Annotated in this window: 19 protein-coding genes; 5 read left to right on the forward strand and 14 right to left on the reverse strand. The window is 73.4% G+C overall.

Annotated features, from left to right (window positions below; genetic code table 11):
* Window positions 1-25 precede the first annotated feature (25 nt).
* Both JT723_RS24190 and JT723_RS24195 read right to left on the reverse strand, forming a co-directional pair.
* Window positions 26-1,006, reverse strand: coding sequence for a hypothetical protein (locus JT723_RS24190; protein WP_205046874.1), 981 nt, complete (start codon window positions 1,004-1,006; stop codon window positions 26-28).
* A 112-nt stretch (window positions 1,007-1,118) separates the two neighbouring features.
* On the reverse strand, window positions 1,119-2,372 hold the full coding sequence (locus JT723_RS24195) for an MFS transporter (protein WP_205046875.1): 1,254 nt from the start codon (window positions 2,370-2,372) through the stop codon (window positions 1,119-1,121).
* Between the two features lie 125 nt (window positions 2,373-2,497).
* On the opposite strand from JT723_RS24195, the gene JT723_RS24200 reads away from it, so the two are divergent.
* From JT723_RS24200 to JT723_RS24210, 3 genes are all read left to right on the forward strand, one after another.
* Window positions 2,498-3,424, forward strand: coding sequence for a LysR family transcriptional regulator (locus JT723_RS24200; protein WP_205046876.1), 927 nt, complete (start codon window positions 2,498-2,500; stop codon window positions 3,422-3,424).
* Window positions 3,425-3,500: 76 nt separating this feature from the next.
* On the forward strand, window positions 3,501-4,226 hold the full coding sequence (locus tag JT723_RS24205; protein ID WP_205046877.1) for a flavin reductase family protein: 726 nt from the start codon (window positions 3,501-3,503) through the stop codon (window positions 4,224-4,226).
* Window positions 4,227-4,346: 120 nt separating this feature from the next.
* Entirely contained in the window at window positions 4,347-5,642 is a 1,296-nt protein-coding gene (locus tag JT723_RS24210) for a M14 family zinc carboxypeptidase (protein WP_205046878.1), read from the forward strand.
* Window positions 5,643-5,763: 121 nt separating this feature from the next.
* On the opposite strand, the gene JT723_RS24215 is transcribed toward JT723_RS24210, so the two are convergent.
* Window positions 5,764-6,933, reverse strand: coding sequence for a HesA/MoeB/ThiF family protein (locus JT723_RS24215; protein WP_205046879.1), 1,170 nt, complete (start codon window positions 6,931-6,933; stop codon window positions 5,764-5,766).
* Window positions 6,934-7,143: 210 nt separating this feature from the next.
* Between JT723_RS24215 and JT723_RS24220 the strand changes: the two genes are divergently transcribed.
* The gene (locus JT723_RS24220) at window positions 7,144-8,436 is read left to right on the forward strand and encodes a M14 family zinc carboxypeptidase (protein ID WP_205046880.1); all 1,293 of its coding nucleotides are present in this window, start codon (window positions 7,144-7,146) and stop codon (window positions 8,434-8,436) included.
* 307 nt (window positions 8,437-8,743) lie between these two features.
* Here JT723_RS24220 and JT723_RS24225 read toward each other — a convergent pair whose 3' ends face one another.
* The 7 genes from JT723_RS24225 to JT723_RS24255 form a co-directional block, all read right to left on the reverse strand.
* On the reverse strand, window positions 8,744-9,787 hold the full coding sequence (locus JT723_RS24225) for an aspartate-semialdehyde dehydrogenase (RefSeq protein WP_205046881.1): 1,044 nt from the start codon (window positions 9,785-9,787) through the stop codon (window positions 8,744-8,746).
* 80 nt (window positions 9,788-9,867) lie between these two features.
* Window positions 9,868-10,695: a dihydrodipicolinate synthase family protein gene (locus tag JT723_RS24230; RefSeq protein ID WP_205046882.1), complete on the reverse strand. Its 828-nt coding sequence runs from the start codon at window positions 10,693-10,695 to the stop codon at window positions 9,868-9,870.
* 37 nt (window positions 10,696-10,732) lie between these two features.
* Window positions 10,733-11,842, reverse strand: a complete 1,110-nt coding sequence (locus JT723_RS24235) for a phosphotransferase family protein (protein WP_205046883.1) — start codon at window positions 11,840-11,842, stop codon at window positions 10,733-10,735.
* Window positions 11,843-11,894: 52 nt separating this feature from the next.
* Window positions 11,895-12,620: an HAD family hydrolase gene (locus tag JT723_RS24240; protein ID WP_205046884.1), complete on the reverse strand. Its 726-nt coding sequence runs from the start codon at window positions 12,618-12,620 to the stop codon at window positions 11,895-11,897.
* Window positions 12,617-13,495, reverse strand: coding sequence for a GntR family transcriptional regulator (locus JT723_RS24245; protein WP_251512607.1), 879 nt, complete (start codon window positions 13,493-13,495; stop codon window positions 12,617-12,619). The genes JT723_RS24240 and JT723_RS24245 overlap by 4 nt, the downstream gene beginning before the upstream one ends.
* A gap of 581 nt (window positions 13,496-14,076) precedes the next feature.
* Complete coding sequence (locus JT723_RS24250; RefSeq protein ID WP_205046885.1) at window positions 14,077-15,321, reverse strand: GNAT family N-acetyltransferase; 1,245 nt, start codon at window positions 15,319-15,321, stop codon at window positions 14,077-14,079.
* 80 nt (window positions 15,322-15,401) lie between these two features.
* Complete coding sequence (locus tag JT723_RS24255; protein ID WP_240166093.1) at window positions 15,402-15,980, reverse strand: RsiG family protein; 579 nt, start codon at window positions 15,978-15,980, stop codon at window positions 15,402-15,404.
* Window positions 15,981-16,300: 320 nt separating this feature from the next.
* Here JT723_RS24255 and dtd point away from each other — a divergent pair, with 320 nt between their 5' ends.
* On the forward strand, window positions 16,301-16,723 hold the full coding sequence (dtd, locus tag JT723_RS24260; RefSeq protein ID WP_205046886.1) for a D-aminoacyl-tRNA deacylase: 423 nt from the start codon (window positions 16,301-16,303) through the stop codon (window positions 16,721-16,723).
* Between the two features lie 23 nt (window positions 16,724-16,746).
* Here dtd and ygfZ read toward each other — a convergent pair whose 3' ends face one another.
* From ygfZ to JT723_RS24280, 4 genes are all read right to left on the reverse strand, one after another.
* Window positions 16,747-17,715, reverse strand: coding sequence for a CAF17-like 4Fe-4S cluster assembly/insertion protein YgfZ (gene ygfZ, locus JT723_RS24265; protein ID WP_205046887.1), 969 nt, complete (start codon window positions 17,713-17,715; stop codon window positions 16,747-16,749).
* A 90-nt stretch (window positions 17,716-17,805) separates the two neighbouring features.
* Window positions 17,806-18,237, reverse strand: a complete 432-nt coding sequence (locus JT723_RS24270) for a Fur family transcriptional regulator (protein ID WP_205046888.1) — start codon at window positions 18,235-18,237, stop codon at window positions 17,806-17,808.
* Between the two features lie 86 nt (window positions 18,238-18,323).
* Window positions 18,324-18,887 (reverse strand): heme-binding beta-barrel domain-containing protein, encoded by a 564-nt coding sequence (locus JT723_RS24275; RefSeq protein ID WP_205046889.1) that lies wholly within the window; start codon window positions 18,885-18,887, stop codon window positions 18,324-18,326.
* 246 nt (window positions 18,888-19,133) lie between these two features.
* The gene (locus JT723_RS24280) at window positions 19,134-19,937 is read right to left on the reverse strand and encodes a hypothetical protein (RefSeq protein WP_205046890.1); all 804 of its coding nucleotides are present in this window, start codon (window positions 19,935-19,937) and stop codon (window positions 19,134-19,136) included.
* Window positions 19,938-20,049 lie beyond the last annotated feature (112 nt).

Here is a 20,049-nt window from a genome sequence, read left to right on the forward strand (position 1 = left end):
GACGACGCTCCCCTGCGCCCGCGGCCTAGTCGTCGAAGACGTCCTCGGCCCGCGTCACCGTCCAGGCCCGCGCATACCAACGGTCGAGGGTGTCGAGGTCGGTGCACTTGAGCAGCCGTTCCGCGGTGTCGAAGGACGTCGGGAAACCCCGCCCCTTCAACACCTCGGCCACGCTCCGCGCCCGCTCTGCGAGCTGCCCCTGCCGGAAGCCCTCCGCCCGCCCCTGCTGGAGGCCTTCCTGCAGGCCGTCTTGAATGCCTTCCGCCCTGCCCTGCTCGATGCCCTGTTCCAGACCCTGGGCCTCGCCCTTGAGGAGCATCTCCTCCACGAGGGTCCCCCGTCCGGGAAAGAAACTCCGTTTGGTCATCAGACCCCTCCAGACCTCGCGGGCATGAGTCTCACCCAGCCCGATCTCCACCATCTCCGCGTAGTAGTCGAAGGTCGCCTCGCCCGCGCGCCCCAAGGCGACGGCCAGCGCGTCCAGTATGGCCGGGGCTTCCCGGCTCCTGCCATGAGTCATGGCGGAGAACACCGCCATCGCCAGGTTCGCCGATGCCTCGTCCGCGTCGAGGACGACGGGGATGTTCCCCGGTCCCACGACGAGCGGATGAGCGGTCAGGGCGGGCCAGTCGCGCAGGCCGAGCCGGAAGGGGCCGGCCGCCCAGTCCGCGGTCCTCTTGTCCTGGCAGACGACCAGGAGCAGGGCCGAGGAGTCGTACTTCGCCTTGAGGTGCGACAGGTAGTACGCCCAGCTCACCGCCTTGTCGTAGTCGGGGCGCATCTGCGCCTCGACCGCCGGCAGGAAGCTGTCGCCCCCGGCCCCTGATATCCGCAGGACGCTGTCGACGCGCCGTTCCAGCGGGCGGATCTCCGTGACGTCGGGGGTCAGGACCTCGATGACCGCCCGCTCGGGTAACGGCAGGCCCAGCAGGTCGAAGACAGGGGACAGCAGCTCAGGGCGTTCCTGGAAGATCCGGTGTGACGCCTCGTGATGCGAAGTGACCATGATCGGACCGTAGGTGCACGCCTCTGGCAATTGCCACAGGCGAGGAGAATGATCACCCGATCGGGCGGTTTGGAGGCATTGGTGGGGCGCAGGGGGGGCGCGTGAGCGAGGGTCAGCCCGGGAGGGCGGCCGGGCGGGGTTCTGCCGGGTGGCCCTCGGGGGCGGGTTCGCGGCGGGGGAGGAGGAAGGGGGTGGTCAGGATCAGGATGCCGGCCGTGGCGATGGCCGTGCGGGGGGTGGTCAGGGTGGCCAGCAGGCCCCATAGGACTGTTGCCGCTGCGATGGCGGTGCTGGTGCTGACCGACCAGGCGGACAGGGTGCGGGAGACGAGGGTGGGCGGGGTGTGGGTCAGGCGGTAGGTGGCCAGGATCGGGTTGAAGACGCCGCAGCAGGTGACCAGGCCGAGTTGGACGACCGCGATGAGGACGATGCCGGGCACGCCCGGGCGGGCGAAGGCCAGGCCGATGGGCCAGCAGGCGCGCAGCACGCCTGAGACGAGCAGCACCCTGCGGTGGCCGTGGCGGGCCGCGAGGCGGTGGGCCAGGCGGGAGCCGGCCAGGCCGCCGACGCAGGGGGCGGCGAAGGCGAGGCCGTACTGCCAGGGGGCGAAGCCGAGGTGGCCGAGCAGGAGCACGGCGAGGAGCGGGTCGGGGGCCATGATCAGCGCGTTGACGGCGACGACGTTGAAGAACAGCGGCCGCAGCACGGGGTGGCCGAGGATGTGCCGCCAGCCGTCGAGCAGGTCCGCGGCCCGCAGCCGGGTCGCCGCCCTGGCCGGGGGCGGCTCGCTGCCGCCGACGGCACGGATGCCCAGCGCCGAGAGCAGGTAGCTGGCCGCGTCCGCGGCGATCGTCGTGACCGGGCCGAAGATCCCGATCGCGGCCCCGCCCAGCGGCGGCCCGACCAGGGTCGCGGTCCATGTGGTGGACTCGAAGCGGCCGTTGGCGACCAGCAGGTCCTCCGGCGGCACGAGAGCCTTGAGGAAGGCGCCGCTCGCGGCCTTGAAGGCGATGTCGGCCGCGGCGACGACGACCGCTACGGCCAGCAGCTGCGCGAAGCCGAGCCGGCCGAACGCGTAGGCGGCGGGCACGCTGAGCAGCGCACCGCAGCGGACCAGGTCCATCGCGACCATGACCGGCCGCTTGCGGCGGAACTCCACCCACGGCCCGAGCGGCACCGCGACCAGCGCCCCGACCAGCCGCCCCGCGGCAGCCAGCGCCGCGACCTGCGCGGGCCCCGAGTGCAGGACGAGCACCGCGACGATCGGGAAGGCGCCGAAGCCGAAGCCCGTTCCGTACGCGCTGACCGCGTAGGCGGCCCACAGCCACCCGAACCGCCGCCCCAGCACACGCCTGCCGCCCGCCATGCCCACCGCTGCTCCCGCCGACCCCGAAAAGACCTCCCGCATCCAACCGACCCGCGCGCACCCCCGGCAAGCAACCGATCGGCCGCCACCGCACAACCACCGGTTGTGCGGTTACGCTGCGGGGCGTGGACCTCGAAGCCGTGCGCACCTTCGTGGCCGCGGCGGACGCGGGGCGCTTCCAGGACGCGGCGACCGACCTGTCGGTCACCCAGCAGGCCGTCTCCAAGCGCATCGCGGGGCTGGAGAAGTCGCTCGGCGTGCGGCTGTTCACCCGTACCGCGCGGGGCGCGAAGCTGACCGTGGACGGGCAGGCCTTCCTGCCGCACGCCCGCGACCTGCTGCGGGCCGCGGCCCGCGCGGCGGCCTCGGTACGGCCCGGCCGCCGGGCGCTGCGGGTCGACGTGATCGGCCGCCGGCTGGCCCCCGCCGACGTGGTGCGGGACTTCCACCGCGCGCACCCGGGGATCGGCCTTGACGTCGTCACCCTCTTCGACGCGGACGCGGCCGTCGCCGCCGTACGCTCAGGCGACATCGACGCGTCCTTCCGTGCGGTGACCATGCCGGGCCGGCAGCTCCCCGACGACGTCGCGGCCGTACGGGCCTTCGACGAGCCCGTCCAGCTGCTGACCGGCCCCGCCCACCCGCTCGCGGACGCCGGCGCGGTCACCCCGGAACGGCTCGCGGGCCGGCGGATCTGGATGCCCGGCATCGTGCCCGGCACCGAGTGGGCGGCCTACTACGACGACCTCGCCGCCGCCTTCGGGCTGACCATCGAGGTCACGGGACCCGACTTCGGCACGGAACCACTCCTCGACACCCTCGCGGGCTCCGACTCGCTCGCGACCTTCGTCGGCGAGCAGACCCGGCTGTCCGCGCCCGCGGGGCACGGCCTGCGGCGGATCGCGGTACGGGACCCGGCACCGGTCTACCCGCACTCCCTGGTCTGGCACCGCGACAACCCCCACCCGGCGCTGGCGGCGCTGCGCGAGCACCTGCGCTGCGGGCGGTTCGCCCACTCGGCCCCCGGAACGTGGACGCCGGCGTGGGCGTAGGACGGTAGCGCCCCCTCCAAACGCGGCGTCCGAATTCCGCCAGCCGCCGGCCCGTCCGCGGGGCAGGGTGGGGGGCATGACCTCACCGAACACCACCACGCTCGACCACACCCGAATCGAGCCGGGCATCCTCTACTTCGGCACGCCCGTCGTGCTGCTGTCCACGGCCAACGAGGACGGGACCCCGAACCTGGCGCCCATGTCGTCGGCCTTCTGGCTCGGGTGGCGCTGCATGCTCGGCCTGGGTGCGCGGTCGCAGACGGCACACAACCTGCTGCGCGAGCGCGAGGTCGTACTGAACCTGCCCGACGACCGGCTCGCCGACGCCGTGGACCGGCTCGCACTGACCACCGGCCGCAACCCCGTGCCCGGCGGCAAGGCCGAGCGCGGCTACCGCTACGAAGGCGACAAGTTCGGGCGGGCCGGGCTGACGCCGCTGCCGTCGCAGACCGTACGGCCGCCGCGGGCCGCCGAATGCCCCGTCGCCATGGAGGCCGTCGTCGAGGCCACCCACCCGCTCGCCGAGGACGACCCGGACCAGCGCGGCGGCATCATCGTCTTCGAAGTGCGCGTCCAGCGCGTCCTGGTGCACGACGGCATCCGGCTGCCGGGCAGCACCGACCGCATCGACCCCGACCGCTGGCGCCCGCTGATCATGAGCTTCCAGCAGCTGTACGGGCTCGGCCCGCGGGTCCGCGAGTCGACGCTGGCCCGCATCCCCGAGGGGATGTACCGCGGACCCGACATCGCCCGCTCCCGGGTGGCCGGGGCCGGCCGGGGCGCCCTTGACACCCGGCAGTGACCCGCAGAGTCTGAGCAGGCGCACCCCGCGGCCACCCGCGGTGGCGCACCGTCACTTCCCGTGCCCCCGGCGGCCGTCGGGAAGGCGCCGGGAGAGCCGCCCAGCCGAGGAGGAGCCGTCATGCGCGGGCCAGACGCGTATCCGACCGTGTCCGGTGTCGCGGCGGCGGCCCGCCTGCTCAGTGCGCGGCACCCCGACCTGTGCCGGATGCGGCTGGCCGGCGAGTCCAGGACCGGCCGGCCGCTGTGGCTGCTGTCCGTGGGCCACGGCAGGCGGCACGTGCTCGTCGTCGCCGGGCCGCACCCCGACGAGCAGGCCGGCGGCGCCACGGTCCTGTGGCTCGCCGAACAGGCCGTCGCCGACCGCCACCGGATGGCCGACGCCGACCTCACCTGGGACTTCCTGCTGTGCCTCGACCCCGACGGCACCGTGCTCAACGAGACGGGACCCGCCGGGCCGCGCCCGCCCGCCGTCCACTTCCGGCACACCTACCGCCCCGCGGCCGGCGAACAGCCCGAATGGGCCGGGTCCTTCCGCGCCCCCGGCGACGAACTCCCCGAGACCTACGCCCTGCTGGCCGTCATCGACGAACTGCGGCCCGTCCTGCAGTGCACCCTGCACGGCACCGACGTCGGCGGCAGCTGGGTGCAGCTGACCGCCGACATCCCCGGGCTGGCCGAGCCGTTCGGCAAATACGCCGCGGAACTCGACATCCCCGTGCAGGTCGGCACCTACGACGCGCTCTTCTGGCAGGGCTCGGGACCCGGGGTGTACGTGCTGCCGCCCGGCGGGGCGCAGGAACGGTTCGCCAGCGAACCCGAGGACGTCAACGGTTCGACCTGGTGCCGCCCGCACCGCTACGGGGGGCTCACCGCGCTCGTCGAAGTCCCCATGTGGGCCACCCGGCGGGTCGCCGACCCCGCCCCCCACCCCGACCCCTCCTACGCCGTCACCGCCATGGCCGCCAGGCTCCGCAAGGACGGGGCGGCACTGACCAGCACGCTGGAACGGGCGCTGCCCGTCATCGGCTCCTGCACCGACGGCAGCCAGGCGCTGCTGCTGCGCGGGGTCGAACACGCCGTCGGCACGTTCGCGGCGCTCGCCGCGGACTACGACGCGCTCGCCGCGGACCAGCCGGTGCCGCTCACCATGGCACACGTCGCCGCGCTCGACATCGCGTCACGGCGGATACCGCTGCGGGCGGCGGGCATGCTTTTGCGGCTGCTCGACGAGCAGCCGCTCGGGGACGGGGATCCGGCTGCCGAGCCGGGGCGGTTGCGCTCCAGGCTGGAGCGGCGCCTTGACGCCGGCGCGCGAGAGCTTGTGGCGTCTCTCGACGCCAGGTGGGTGCCGGTTTTCGACCAGGTCGAGCTGCAGGCCCGCACGGTCCTCTCGGCGGTGGACCGCCTGTCTTGAACGGTGGGTGGTCGACTCTCCCGCCGTCGTGGCGGGCGGAAAGCAAGCAACGCCACCGCAGGTGGCAATCACCTGGGCACCCCCCGCCGGGGGGAAGGCGATCGCGCACCGCAAGGGGCAGTCACGTGCGTACCCCCGGCGGGAGGCCGCAGGCGGGGCAGGTGGGGCGGCGGGGGTGGATCTGGAGGACGGGGTCGCCCAGGGACATGAGGTTGATGCCGTAGCGGAAGCCGGGCCGCATGGGCGGCACGCCCGTGAGGATGGCGAGGGCCGCATGGGCGACCAGCGTGCCCGAGAGCGTCGCGGTCACCGCGCTGGCGGGATTCCACGGCATGCGCGGGGAGGCCGCGGCCTCGTCCTGACCGGGCGCGAGCCGCAGATCGCGCCGGGCGGACTCGCCCTCGCGTTGGCACTCCCAGCACGGCCCGGAGCCGGGAACGTGCACGCCCGCGGTGACCAGCGGGCCGCGGTAGCCGCCCTCGACCCAGGGCAGGCCGGCCGCGAGGCAGACCCGGTTCGCCCAGCGGCGGATCTCCGGCGGGCGGTCGGCGCCCAGGACGAGCACGTCGTAGGCGGCGCCTTCGGCGACGAGTTCCGCCAGTGCGTCCTGGCCGCGGATCTCCCGCCGTTCGCCGGTGACGGCCACGTCGGAGTTGAGCGCCCGCAGCGCGGCCACCGCAGCGTCCGCCTTGGGGTGCCCGATGTCCGCCTCGCCGTAGAGCAACTGGCGGTTGAGGTTGGACAGTTCGACGGTGTCGGGGTCCACCACGTGCAGCCGCCCGACCCCCGCGGCGGTGAGGATCTGCGCGGCGGCACCGCCCGTACCGCCGACGCCGAGCACGAGCGCGCGGGCCTGGCGTAATCGCAGTTGCGCCTGCCACGGGCTGGCCCGCGGGCTGAGGTCCATCCAGCGCAGCAGCGCCACCCCGCGGGTGTGCCGGAGCCGGTCGCGTTCCGCGAGGCCGGGCGGCAGCGGGGCCGCCGCGTCCTCCACGAAACCGGCCTGCCGCAGTTCGTCGATGGCCGCGCCGACCGTCCCCGCGTCGACCGCCGGGTGCGCCCCGGCGACGTCCGCGGCGATCCGCGGCCCGCTGCGGGTGCCGTCCATCAGCTGGGTGAGCGTCCAGATCCAGCCGTCCGGGTCGGTGATCTCCGCGCCGATCCCGTAGATCACGCTGCCGATCCTGACGTTGCCGTCGACCGTGCGGTACGCCCGGTGCTCCGGTTTGATCCGCGGCCGCCTCAACTCCGCCTCCGCGCCCCCGACTTCCGCCTCCGTCAGCGCCGTCATCCGGGCCACCCCCTTCCCCGTCGCCCTTCTTGACACTGTCGCCGTGCCGCCGGACTCTGACAAGGCATGGGAGTCACCCGGGGTGAAGAGTCAACTCCCGTGTGCAGTAACCGACTTGTACAGAGAGAGGGGAGACGGCATGGCGAGCACCATCGTCATACGGCGGCTGGACAAGAAGGAGACCACCGGCGACAGCAACTCCAACGGGACGTGAGCCATACCACGGTCGATGCGTATCCCGGCGTCGCGGGGGTCGTTGCTGCGGCCTCCGCGTTCGTCCGGTTCAGGCCGGGGCTGTGCACCCTGCGGGTGGTCGGCCGGTCGCGGGAGGGCCGCCCGCTGCATCTGCTCACCGTCGGACTCGACCGGCCCCGGGTGCGCAACGTCCTCGTCGTCGCCGGGCCGCACTCCGACGAACGCGTCGGCGCCGCCAGCGCGCTGCGTATCGCGGAACGGGTCGCCCTCGACCCGCACCTGCACGTCGGCTCCGGTGCCGCCTGGCACTTCCTGCTCTGCCTCGACCCCGACGGCACCCTGCGCAGCGAGACAGGACCCGCGGTCCGCCGCACCCCCGCCGAGCACTTCCGGCACGCCTACCGGCCGCCCGCCGACGAACAGCCCGAGTGGGCGCCCTCGATCCGCCCCGCCGACGACCAACTCCCCGAGTCCCAGGCGCTGGTACGGCTCATCGACGAACTGCGCCCGGTCCTGCAGTGCTCCCTGCACGGCAACGACATCGGCGGCAGCTGGGTCCAGCTCACCCGGGACATCCCCGGGCTCGCGGAACACCTCGGCAAGCTCTCCGCGGAACGCGACGTGCCCGTACAGACCGGCACGTACGACGCCCTGTACTGGCGGTCCTCAGGACCCGGCGTCTACCTCATGCCCGAGCCGGGCCGGCGCGTCCAGTTCGACAGCCTGCCCGAGGACGTCAGCAGGTCCACCTGGATGCGGCCGCACCTCTACGGCGGCATGACCGCGCTGTTCGAAGTCCCCATGTGGGCCAGCCCCGGTGTCTCCGACACCAGCCCGCACCCCGACCCCGCCGCGGCGCTCGCCGACCTCGCGGTCCTGCTGCGGCACCAGTCGGGGCTCGCGCGCACCATGCTCGCCGACGTGCGGCAGGTGCTGCCGCCCCCGGGCGGCGACGCCCGGCTGCTGCGGATCGCCGAAGGGCTCGTCGCGATGGGGCCGCAGGTCGCGGAGGAGTGGGATGCGCTGCATCCCTCGCCCGTGCGGTTGTCGCGTGCTCACGTGCACGCGCTCGACATCGCCGCCCGGCGCATGGGGCTGCGTGCGGCGGGCACGCTGCTGCAGCTGCTCGCCGGGGTCACGTCGCCCCCCGGCGAGCGGGTGCGTGCCGCGGGCGAGCGGCGGCTTGCCCGGTGGGCCGCTGAGCTGGCGGCGACCCACGCCTTGACCTGGCTCGCTGTCCCGACCCAGGTCGACCTCCAGGCCGAGGCCGTCCTCTCCGCCTTCCGCCACCTTCCCCTTGGCACGTAGTGCCATTCCCCGCTGGGGGCTCCACGGTGATTGCCACTTGCGGTGGCGTTGCCTTCCTCCCGCCCGGTGGGGGCCGGTCGCGCAGTTCCGCGCGCCCCCAGGTGGGTGCCACTTACGCTGGGCGATCGCCTTTCCCGCCGTCGTGGCTGGTCGCGCAGTTCCCCGCGCCCCTTTTGGCTTGCCCTCTTCCGCAGAGGCGGGCGCTTTCAGGCGGCGCCCTCCGCGCAAGAGGGTGAGCGTTTTCAGGGGCACGGGGAACTGCGCGACAAGTCCGCCACCGGGGGAAGGTCCCGGGACCCGGGACGGGTCAGGACGTGGGGCTGAGCTCGGATGCGACGAGTTCGGCGATCTGGACCGCGTTCAGCGCAGCGCCCTTGCGGAGGTTGTCGCCCGACAGGAAGAGGGCGAGGCCGTGGTCGACGGTCTCGTCGCGGCGGATGCGGCCGACGTACGAGACGTCGCGGCCCGCGGCCTGCAGCGGAGTGGGGATCTCCGAGAGTTCGACACCCGGCGCCTGCGCGAGCACCTCGTACGCCCGCTCGACGCTGATCTCGTCGGCGAAGCGCGCGTTGATCTGGAGGGAGTGGCCGGAGAAGACGGGGACGCGCACACAGGTGCCGGAGACCTTGAGCTCGGGGATCTCCAGGATCTTGCGGGACTCGTGCCGCAGCTTCTGCTCCTCGTCGGTCTCGAAGAGGCCGTCGTCGACGAGCTTGCCCGCGTAGGGGAGGACGTTGAAGGCGATGGGCCGGGCGTAGACGCCGGGCTCGGGGAAGGTGACGGACTCGCCGTCGAAGGTGAGGCGGTCGGCGTCGGAGACGACCTCGCGGGCCTGGCCGTGCAGCTCGGCGACGCCGGACAGGCCGGAGCCCGAGACCGCCTGGTAGGTGGTGGCGACCAGCGCCACGAGGCCGGCTTCCTCGTGCAGCGGCTTGAGCACGGGCATCGCGACCATGGTGGTGCAGTTCGGGTTGGCGATGATGCCCTTGGGGCGGTCGGCGAGGGCGTGCGGGTTGACCTCGGAGACGACGAGGGGGACCTCGGGGTCGCGCCGCCAGGCGGAGGAGTTGTCGATCACGACGGGGCCCTGGGCCGCGACCTTCTCGGCGATGGCGCGGCTGGTGGCGCCGCCCGCGGAGAAGATGACGATGTCCAGGCCGGTGTAGTCGGCGGTGCCAGCGTCCTCGACGGTGACCTCGCCGCCGGGGGCGCCGGCCCACGGGAGGGTGCGCCCGGCCGACCGCGCGGAGGCGAAGAGCCGCAGTTCCGTGACCGGGAAGTCGCGCTCGGCCAGCACCTTGCGTACGACTCCGCCGACCTGTCCGGTCGCTCCGACGATTCCGATCCTCATGCGGTCTCTCTCCGATCCTGGGTGCTGGGTGTCCCGCCCGTTCGAGTATCACCGCAGGGGCGGGCGGGCGGCGAATGGTTTCAGGTGCCGAGACGTACCCGGGCCAGCGACTGCGGGCTGGCGGGCAGCAGCGGCAGCCGTACGGCGGCGGTGGGGATGCGGCCCTGGGCGTGCAGTGCGGCCTTGATCACGGTGGGGTTCGGCTCGCGGAAGAGGGCGGCGGCCTGTGCGGCGAGCCGGTGGCCGAGTCCCCGGTCGCCGGTGGCGGCGAGCTTCGCCCATGCGGCGGTGTCGAGGTGGGCGGAGGCGGTGACGAGGCCGGTGGCGCCGAGGGCGAGCAGGGCGGGGGCGAAGACGTCGTCGCCTGCCAGGACGTCGAAGCCGGCCGGGCGGTCGCCGAGCAGGTCGACGGTGTCGGCGTCGACGCAGCCGACGGCGTGCTTGACGCCGGTCACACCGGGGATCGCGGCCAGTTCCCGCAGGGTGCGGGCGGTGAGCGGCTGCCCGGTGCGGAAGGGCACGTGGTAGACGACGATCGGCAGGGCGCTGCGTGCGGCGACGTCGGCGAAGTGCGCGACCACCCCGGCCTCGCCCGGCCGGACGAAGGCCGGCACGCTGACCAGGACCGCGTCGGGCGCCACCGCCCAGCTCCCGGTCCCGCCCCGCCCGTCCCCCGCCCCGACGACGAACCGCGCCCCGCCCTCCCGGCACACCCGCCCGACCACCTCCGCGACCCGCTGCCGCTCCCCCTCCCCGAGACTCGCCGGCTCCCCCGTCGTCCCGAGCGCGACCAGCCCGCCCGCCCCGTCCGCGAGAAGGTCCCGGGCGAGCCTTTCGAGCGCGTCGTAGGCGACGCTGCCGTCGGCAGCGAAGGGCGTGACGAGCGGTACGTACAGGGTCGGGGTCATGGGGCGAGTCTCACCCGGCGAAATACCGTAGGTCCAGTTAAATCCCATGTGGTGAATCGTTAAGAGTTTCTGATCCTTTTGAGCGCAGCCAGGCCTCGAAGGCCGCCTCCACCGCCACCAAAGGCGGCACCTTCTCCATGTCCAGCGGCTCCCGCGCCGCCAGCAGAGCCCGGTGCACGACGGCCGCCACCCGCCGCAGCGAGGCGCTGCCCGGCTGCTCCGCGAGGCGAGCGGCACTGCGGATCACATCGGTGCAGACCGACTGGACGCGCTTGAAGTCGCGGTAGTGGGGCAGATCCGCTTCCAGCCCGCGGGCGGCGTCAGGGCCGACGGCCCTGCACCAGCGGCGGACCACGTCGCCCTCCTGATCGGGCCGGTAGCCCATCAGGTGCAGATGAGTGGCCAGGTCATAGAGCGGATCGCCGATCAGGGCCAGCTCCCAGTCGATGGCCCACAGCGACCCCCACCGGTCGACCACGAGGTTCTTGCGGTGCAGATCGCCGTGCAGGAGACGGGGTGCACGGGGGGTGAGGTCCGGCACCCGGTACGGAAGTCCGGTCAGCGTCCGGTCGCTCACGCCCAAATCCTCGAACAGGCCGCCCAGCCGGGGCCGGTGCGGCAGGTAGATGTGCGTGACGGCGAAGTGCAGCAGTTCAGGCAGGAAGCCGGTGGCTCCGCGGGCACCGCTGCCGCTCTCGCGGTCTGCGCAGTCACAGGACGGCTGCCCGCCGGCGAGCAGCGGCTCGGGATCGACCGCGGCTAGCGCGGCGAACAGCTCCTCGACCTGCTCCAGCACGCGCTCGGGCACGCGCTCCGCAGCCGCGGGCAACCGGTCGAGAGTGACGCCCTCGATGAACTCGGCGAAGGTCAGCTCCCCGTCGAGTACCCGGAGGCGCCGGACCCGCGGCACGTGCGGGAGCCGACCCTGCACCCACTCCAGCAGCAGGTCCTCGGACGGGAAGAACCGCATGTCGTACCAGAAGATCCCGGGCCGCGGCTCGCGCAGCTTGAGCCAGGTGAAGTCGCCGGCCAGCGGCGAACCCCGGTCCAGGCGCACCGCGAAGGAGTAGTGGTGGTGGCCCTTGAGCGGCCCTTCCACGCGGTCCACCCCCACCTCGGCACCATGCGTTCCGACTCGCCAGGTCATAGGACTCCTCGACTGCGCGATGAACCAGCTGTCGTCCCCCGCGAGGCGGCAGTCAGTGTTGCCCGGCGTCCGCCGCCTCGTACACGTCCGCGAGGGAGTCGACCATGTACTCGACACCCGCTTCCGCCAGCTGCCGCTGCTTCCTGTCGTTCTTGGCGTAGCCCAGGAAGGCCACACCGGCGGCGGAGGAGGCCTGGTAGTCGCGCGGGGAGTCGCCGATCATGAGGCACTGCCCGGCGCTCACGCCCGTGCTGCGTATCGCCTCCCGCACGCAGGAGGGGTGCGGCTTCATCAGCAGCGGGTCGGCCGCCCTGCCGTGCACGTGCGGCCCGAAGCAGACGGCCAGGCCGCGCAGTTCGAGGTAGCTGAGGACCGCGGCCGCCGAGTTGTTGGTCGTGACGGCCACCGAGGTGCCGCGTGCCACCAGCCGGCGCACCAGGGAGTCGGCGTACGGCGTCGGCCTCGCCGAGGCGACAGCGATGGCCTCCTGGTCGGCCAGCAGCTTGTCCAGTTCCGCGACCCGGTGGTCGTGCTCGGAGCCGTCGAACGCGACCGCCACGTCGAGCAGGATCTGCATCGGATCGGTGCGGTCGGTCAGTTCGGGCGCCCGCGGCCACGAGGCGATGCGGGAGTCCAGGGCGGCCGCGACGACCTGCGCCTCGTGCCCGCCGAACACAGCGGTGATCGGGCCGTCGAAGTCGAACAGGACGCATTGCGCGGCGGCCAGCAGCTCCCTGAGTGTGTCGGCCGTCGTCGGTGAGGTCTGGTGCGAGGTCACTCAAAGAGTGTCAACGGCTTGGCGATCGTTGACCAGAGCGAGTCGAACCAGCGCTGTGAGCTGTGGACGAATGCTGCGCCCTTGCCGTCGTCGGCCGTCGCCGAGTAGTGGAAGAGGGTGGCGTCGAGTCCGAGGACGTCGTAGATCTCCGTTTCCTGCGCCCCGAGTGGAACCGCGCGCCTGACCACCTCGTAGTAGCCGAACAGGGCGTCGGTGCCGTTGAGCAGATAGAGCTTGTGCAGCGGGGTGACCTGAACCGTTCTGATGTCCACCACCACGTCCGCGACATGCCCGGAGTCGGCCAGGGCGCCGACAGCGCTCTGCAGGGTGATCGCCTGGCTGATCGTCAGCCGGCGGAGCCGGCGCAGGGGCCGGTCGTCGGCCTCGTCGGCAACCGACTTGGGCAGTGCGAGTTCGGCGTCCGGCGAGGGCAGGAGCAGCCGCACGGCGATCGAGTCCGGCCGCAGCTCGCCCCTCCTGACCCGGTGCAGCGGTTCCTGCAGGGCCGAGTTGAGGGTCTCCGCGGTCAACGAGAAGGAGTCCAGGGTGACTCGGGTGGCCTGGAAGGCCGCGTCGATGTGCTCGGTCAGACCGACACCCGCGGCCTCCGGCGCCGAGTGGGCCGCCGACCGGTCGAGAACGTAGGAACCGCGGCCCTGCTGGGAGTCGATCCAGCCCTCCCGCCGCAGCTCCTCCAGTGCGCGCTGCACCGTGGCGCGGGACACGTCGAACCGCCGTACCAGCGCCGCCTGGGTGGGCAGTTGGTCGCCGGGCTCCAACCTGCCCTGATCAATGTCCTGACGCAGTTCCCAGGCGATCCGCAGATACGGCACGTCGGGCGGACTTCCGCTGACAGCCGACTCATGCAGGCTCACGGCAACAGCGTACAACCCTCTGTCAACTTTGGGACTTGACTGAGATTCGTTTTGCGATCTCCGCCAAGTGGCACAACATGATTGCCAGGTATCAATCAACTTCCTGGATTTGACCAAGAGTTGGCGAAGTTGACCAAGCAGGCTCGGTGATCAGGCCCGTCCAGTGCCGTACGGGCGTGAGCCGGCGCTCCGTTCCGGCAGCCAAGCCGGACAGGTGCAGGTGGACAACCCAGTAGGCGCCGACAAGTGGTGGACCTAGCGTCGTCGCCACGGGTGGAAACGGGTGGAAGAAGACCACGTCAGTCGCCCAGGAGGGGGTGAGGGCGATGCTGTTGATGGATCTGACGGTCTGGTTGCTGCAACAAGGGCTCGAAAACCGCTACGGCCCGCTCATGGGGGCAGGTCTCCTGTGCTGCGGGATCGGCTTACGGAGCCGCGCACACGGTACGCAGGCATGGTGTGCCGGCGGAGTCCTGATCGTGCTGGCGTATCTCGCTCAGCGCTGAGCCCCCGGGCGCCACGTCCCGGGGGCTCAGCTCGTCGCGGAGGGCCGTGCACCGAAGAGCGCCCCGGCCACCGGGTCAGAAGACCTCGGGGCACCAGGGGCGGCGGGGGGTGTGGAAGAGGTGGGAGGCGGTGGTCACCGCACCCGGGCGGTGCTCCTCCAGCAGGCCGAGGGCCGCCAGGCGCACCGCGGACTCGTCGCCGAGGTAGAGGCGGGCGAGGGTCGCGACGTCGAGGGTCAGGTCGGGGGGCGAGGCGGGGGCCAGGGTGCAGCGCGGGGCGGCGCCGGGGGCGGTCTCCAGCCGGAAAATGCCGCCGGCCAGGCCGTCGCGGTCGCCTACCTCCAGGACGAGGTCGGCGTCGATCGGCGCGTAGGTGCGGGCGGACAGGGCCACCGGGACGTCCAGCAGGCGCAGCCACATGAAGTCCGCGTAGGTCTCGGTGCGGGCGGCCCGGGGGTCGCCGAGCAGCAGCGGGAGGACGTCGTCCGGCGGGCGGAAGCCGGACTTGAGGCGGGCCACCCAGTCGAGCGAGAGCAGGTAGCGCCACATGGCCGCGTCGGCGGCCGGGGTGGCGGCGAGCTGCCAGAGCACCTCGGTGTCGGCGTTGGGGAACTTGTTCGGCCAGTGGGGGTCGTTGACCTTGTACGCGGCCATGGCGTCGACCTCGCCGACCGGGTCGCGGTGGACGGCGAAGAAGGGCTGCTGGTAGCCGAAGGACGGCAGCACGAGGGCGCCGGTCGACCGGTCCCACCAGCGGCTGTCCCGGCTGATGGCGCCGGGGGTGGCGACCCGTACCCGCTCGTGCAGGGCGGGACCCAGCTCCCGCACCTCGGCGTCGGTGACCAGCTCGACGGTGCCGGGGTCGCCGGGGGCCTCGGGGAGTGCGGCCCTGGGCACGTCGATCTCCCAGTCGGCGACCCAGGTGGCGGGGCCGAAGCCGAACCGGCCGTAGATCGGGTACTCGGCCGCGATCAGGATGGCCGCGGCCTCACCGCGCTCCTTGGCCGCCGCGAGGTCGGCGGCCATCAGGCGGGTGGCCAGGCCCCGGCGGCGGTGCGTGGCGGTCACCGCGACGTTGGTCACCGCGGTCGCGGACACCGAGCCGCCGCCCGGCACCGTCAGGTCGCGGGCCATGCTGCGGAAGGTCGCCACGCACCGGCCGCCGTCGAAGGCGCCGCGGGTGCGGTCCAGGTCGAAACCGGGCCGTACGAGCGCGACCTCCTCGGGGGAGATCGTCGGCGACCGGTGGAAGCCGGTGTGCATGGCCTGCACCCACTGGCCGACCTCGGACTCGGTGATCGTGCGTATCTCAAGACCCATGTCGGCAACCTACGCAGCCGCCCCCGCGTGCCGCATCCGGTTAACCGGCGGGCCGGGGCGTGCGTCGGGCGGGGGGACGGTCAGCCGTCGGAGAGCAGGTCGTCCACGTGCGCCTCGCCCTCGCGGTAGCGGCGGGCGATCTCCGCCGAGCAGTCGTCCACGGTCTGCTGCAGGCGCTGCCTGCGCCCCGAGACCTGCTGCTCGTGGCGGGCCAGCCGGCCCATCCCCGCGTGCAGCTCCGGGTCGGTGCGCGCGTCGAGGTCGGACAGCTCGACCTCGGCGAGGATGTCGGCGGCCAGCCGCTGCACCCCCGGGCTCAGCGGGGTGCCCAGTGTGACGTGGCGGGCCGAGCGGACCCGGGACGGGCCGTCGGCGAGGATCTCGGGGAGCCGGTCGAGCACCGGCCCTTCGGGGCCGCCGGGCTCACCCGTCGGGGCTGCGGCGTCCGCCCTGCGGCTCAGCTCGGCCCGCAGGATGTCGATCCGCCCGTGCAGCAGCCGGCGCAGATACGACAGGTCGGCCTCCTCGCGCTGGGCGTCCCTGCGCAGGGTGCGCAGCGCGGCCAGGTCGAGGTCGCCCAGGTCGGTTGCCGGGGTGTCCGCCAGCGGGCCGCGGGGCGCGGGCGGGCGGGACGGCCCTGGTGCGTCGGCCTTGAGCATGCGGTGGCCCTTCCTGGTGGGCGCCGGTGACCGGCACCGCCGGCACGGTGTCGGCGGTGCCGGGAGTCTGTCCGGCGCCGGATGTGATCATGCCTGTCGTCCCCCGCCCGCAGGGCGGGGACCTTGCCGTCGATGCTGCCACCTGGGGGCGGCGCACCGCAGCGAGTCTGCACCCGAACGGCCGTCGCGACAGTTGTGCGAGGCGGCGGACCCGGCGCGCGCCCGCGCTCGTACGCGCCCCCGCCGCCGCCGTGCGCCCGCCCGCGCACGCGTGCCCACCCGGGTGCGGGCGCCGTCCCCGCACCCGCCACAATGGCCCCATGCGAGCGGTGGCCCAGCGGGTGAGCGAGGCGAAGGTCGTGGTCGACGGGCAGCCGGTGGGTGCCATCGGCGCCGGGCTGTGCGTCCTGGTCGGGGTGACGCACGACGACACCGCGGAGAAGGCCGCGGCGCTGGCCCGCAAGCTGTGGACGCTGCGCATCCTGCCCGACGAGCAGTCCTGCTCCGACATCGCGGCGCCGCTGCTGGTGATCAGCCAGTTCACGCTCTACGGCGACGCCCGCAAGGGCCGCCGCCCCACCTGGAACGCGGCGGCGCCCGGGCAGGTGGCCGAGCCGCTGGTGGACGAGGTCGTCGCCCAGCTGCGCGCGCTGGGCGCGACCGTCGAGACCGGGGTCTTCGGCGCCGACATGAAGGTGTCGCTGACCAACGACGGACCCTTCACGGTCGTCCTGGAGCTGTGAGCCCCGGGCGCCTCGGGGGAGCCTCAGGGCGCGACGACGGTCTCCTGCGTCGCGGCGGTGTTCTCGGCCAGCAGCGTGGCGCGCTCGGGGGTGTTGCGCTTGACGACCGCGAGCGCGATCGGGCCCAGCTCCCAGTGCCGCGCCGACGAGGTGATCGTGCCGACCGCCCGGCCGTCCTCGCCCTCGGTCGCGACCCGCACCTCGGTGCCGTGGCCCGGCAGCCGCACCTCGCTGCCGTCCAGGTGCAGGAAGACCAGCCGGCGCGGCGGGCGGCCCAGGTTCTGCACCCGGGCGACGGTCTCCTGGCCGCGGTAGCAGCCCTTCTGCAGGTGCACGGCGGTGTCCAGCCAGCCCAGCTCGTGCGGGATGGTGCGGTGGTCGGTCTCCAGGCCCAGCCGCGGCCGGTGCGCCTCGATCCGCAGCGCCTCGTGCGCCAGCACCCCGATGGGCGGCCCGGCCTGCGCGGCGAAGTCCTCCAGCCTGTCGCGCGGTACGAAGACCTCCCGGCCGTACGGCGTCTCGCGGACGACCCACTCGGCGGGCACCTCGGTGATCGACCCGGCCGGCAGGTGGACGACGGCGAACTGGTCGGTGGCGTCGGCGGTCTCGACCCGGTAGAAGAACTTCATGCTCTCCAGGTAGGCCAGCAGCGGCCCCTGGGTGCCGGGTTCGACGTGCATCCAGGTGGTGGCGCCGTCGTCGACGAGGTAGAGGGCGTGTTCGATGTGCCCGTGCGCGGAAAGGATCAGCGCCTCGGTGGCCTGCCCGGGCGGCAGGTTCTCCACGTGCTGGGTGAGCAGCAGGTGCAGCCAGGGCAGCCGGTCGGCGCCGCTGACCGTCACCACACCGCGGTGCGAGAGGTCCACGAAGCCCGTGCCGTCGGCGAGCGCGCGCTGCTCGCGGAAGAGGTCGCCGTAGTGCGCGGCGACTCCCTCGTCAGGGCCTTCTGCGGGGACGGCGCCGGGCAGCGACAGCAAAGGGCTCTTCGTCATGCCGTCAAGACTACGACCAGGCCGCTCGTATGACCGGACCGGCCGTCGTGACCCGGCCATCTCGACGCGGCGGCCGGGGCGGGCCGGCCGTCAGGACCCGGCCGCCTTCGCCGCGCAGTCGCGGCAGCGGCCGAAGATCGCGAAGTGCTTCATGTCCGTCTCGAAGCCGAACTCCGCGCGCAGCCGCTCGCCGAGCGGCGCCGCCAGCTCCACGTCGGCCTCGGTCACGGTGTCGCAGTCCCGGCACACCAGGTGCATGTGGTCGTGCCGGTCGGCGAGGTGGTACGTGGGCGCGCCGTGCCCGAGGTGGGCGTGGCTGACCAGGCCCAGCTCCTCGAGCAGTTCGAGGGTCCGGTAGACGGTGGAGATGTTGACCCCCGACGCGGTCCTGCGCACCTCGCACAGGATGTCGTCGGGCGTCGCGTGCTCCAGGCAGTCGACGGCCTCCAGCACCAGCTGGCGCTGGGGCGTCAGCCGGTATCCGCGCCGGCGCAGGTCGGTCTTCCAGTCGGTGGTGACCACCCGGCCAGTGTAGGTCGGCAGCCCGCAAGCGGGCCTACGCGGAGATGCGGACCTCCGCCGGACACGGGCATCCGCGGAGATGCGGCCTACTTGAAGAAGGCGATGCCGTCGTCGGGCAGGTCCTTGAGGTCGGCGACCCACTCGCGCGGGTCCACGACCTTCTTCAGGTGCGCCGACATGTACGCGCGCAGCGGCACCGAGGGGGTGGCCTTCTCGCCGACCCACATCAGGTCGCTGTTGACGTAGCCGTACAGCCGCTTGCCGCCGCTGTACTCGGGGGCGAAGGGAAGCCGGGCGACGGCGTCGGTGACCAGGTCGATCTGCGGCTTGCCGTCGGCCAGCTCGCCGGTCCAGATCTCCACGACGCCCTCGTCGCGGGTCGTGGTGACGTCGACCTTGCGGTCCTTGCCGATCCGCCAGTAGCCGGACTCGCTCTCCAGCGGCCTGACCTTCTTGCCGTCGTTGTCCAGCACCCAGGTGTGCGAGACGTACTCCAGGAAGGGCCGGCCGTCGTGCGTGAAGGCGACGGACTGCCCGAAGTTGCACTTCTCGGAGCCCGGGAAGTCGTGCACGCCCGCGCCCTCCCACCGGCCGAGCAGGAAGGCCAGCGGCACGAGGTCGGGGTGCAGGTCGGACGGGATCTCGATCATGTCAGCGCTGGCCCTGGTAGAGCTTCTTCACCGCGTAGAAGGCGAAAGCGGCGACGCCGACGCAGACCAGCACGAGCAGGGCGTCGAAGTAGTACTCAATGTGCACGGGTCGTGCTCCTCGCGAGGGCAGCGGTCAGGGCCGCGCCCAAGTCTAGTGCGCGGCCCTGCCCCGGGCGCGGCCAGCCCACGTGACGTGCCGCTCAGCGGCACGGGCCGCCGATCGCGCCCCGGCGCCCGCTCCACCGCTCACCCCAGCAGCTGCGCCTGCAGCCGCACGGTCTGCCGGAAGGCCTGCTCGGGGACCTCGCCGCCCTTGCGGGTCAGCTCCACGAGCGCCACCGTGTCGCCGGCCGTCACGTACGCGAAGCGCGTCATGGCCGCGCCGTACGGGGCGGTCTCGCCGTAGCCGGACACCGTCTCGTGTGCGGGGACGGTGCGGTCGGCCAGGCTGCGGTCGCGCGCGTCGGTGGTCACGCCCTCGACGGGGCGGCCGTCGGCGTCGGACCCGACGACGTTCGCGTAGCCCGCGGAGATCATCTGCAGCAGGTAGACCTCGGCCCTGGTGCCGTCGGGCATCGTCCAGGCGCGGCCCGCGATGTGCCGCAGGCCCTGCTGCTTGAGGAACAGCGCCTTCTCCGAGCCCGCGCCGTTCTGCCGGGTCCTCAGGTACACGGCCGTCGGCAGCCAGCCCTTCGTACCGGGGAAGGCCGGGTCGGCCACCGCGCCCTCGGGCAGCGGCACCAGCAGCGAGCGGACGTCGGCGTAGTGGACGCCGCCGGGGTTGAGCCGGGCGTCCAGCGGTCGCGGCTTGCGGGCGGGCAGCTTCGGCAGCGCCGCCGCCGGGTACGTCCAGCGCCCGTCGTCCGGTGTCCGCAGGCCGGGGATCTTCGTACGCTCCGGGCGGGTCACCGCGTAGGCGGTGCCGGCCCCGAAGACCGCGAAGACCAGCAGCAGCGCCGTCCAGCGCAGGGCGACCCGCACCCGCGGGCGCACCGCGGGCGCGGCGAGGACGTCCTGCGGGAGGTGGGCGGGGGCCGGCGGCGGAAACACGGGCGGGGCTGCGGGCGGGGCGGGCGGAGCTGCGGGCGGGGCGGGCGGAGGCGCGGGGGGGGGGGGGGGGGGCCCGGGGGGGGGGGGGGGGGGGGCGGGGGGCCCCCCCCGG

The organism is Actinacidiphila bryophytorum (assembly GCF_016916835.1).
GTDB classification, from domain to species: Bacteria; Actinomycetota; Actinomycetes; order Streptomycetales; family Streptomycetaceae; genus Actinacidiphila; species Actinacidiphila bryophytorum.

Coding starts and splice junctions, on each gene's coding strand:
- JT723_RS24230 (WP_205046882.1), bottom strand. CDS start 10,695: ATGACCCCGACCCTGTACGTACCGCTCGTCACGCCCTTCGCTGCCGAC.
- JT723_RS24255 (WP_240166093.1), bottom strand. CDS start 15,980: ATGCTCAAGGCCGACGCACCAGGGCCGTCCCGCCCGCCCGCGCCCCGC.
- JT723_RS24250 (WP_205046885.1), bottom strand. CDS start 15,321: ATGGGTCTTGAGATACGCACGATCACCGAGTCCGAGGTCGGCCAGTGG.
- JT723_RS24190 (WP_205046874.1), bottom strand. CDS start 1,006: ATGGTCACTTCGCATCACGAGGCGTCACACCGGATCTTCCAGGAACGC.
- JT723_RS24205 (WP_205046877.1), top strand. CDS start 3,501: ATGACCTCACCGAACACCACCACGCTCGACCACACCCGAATCGAGCCG.
- JT723_RS24275 (WP_205046889.1), bottom strand. CDS start 18,887: ATGATCGAGATCCCGTCCGACCTGCACCCCGACCTCGTGCCGCTGGCC.
- ygfZ (WP_205046887.1), bottom strand. CDS start 17,715: ATGACGAAGAGCCCTTTGCTGTCGCTGCCCGGCGCCGTCCCCGCAGAA.
- dtd (WP_205046886.1), top strand. CDS start 16,301: ATGCGAGCGGTGGCCCAGCGGGTGAGCGAGGCGAAGGTCGTGGTCGAC.
- JT723_RS24215 (WP_205046879.1), bottom strand. CDS start 6,933: ATGACGGCGCTGACGGAGGCGGAAGTCGGGGGCGCGGAGGCGGAGTTG.
- JT723_RS24225 (WP_205046881.1), bottom strand. CDS start 9,787: ATGAGGATCGGAATCGTCGGAGCGACCGGACAGGTCGGCGGAGTCGTA.
- JT723_RS24195 (WP_205046875.1), bottom strand. CDS start 2,372: ATGGCGGGCGGCAGGCGTGTGCTGGGGCGGCGGTTCGGGTGGCTGTGG.
- JT723_RS24235 (WP_205046883.1), bottom strand. CDS start 11,842: ATGACCTGGCGAGTCGGAACGCATGGTGCCGAGGTGGGGGTGGACCGC.
- JT723_RS24210 (WP_205046878.1), top strand. CDS start 4,347: ATGCGCGGGCCAGACGCGTATCCGACCGTGTCCGGTGTCGCGGCGGCG.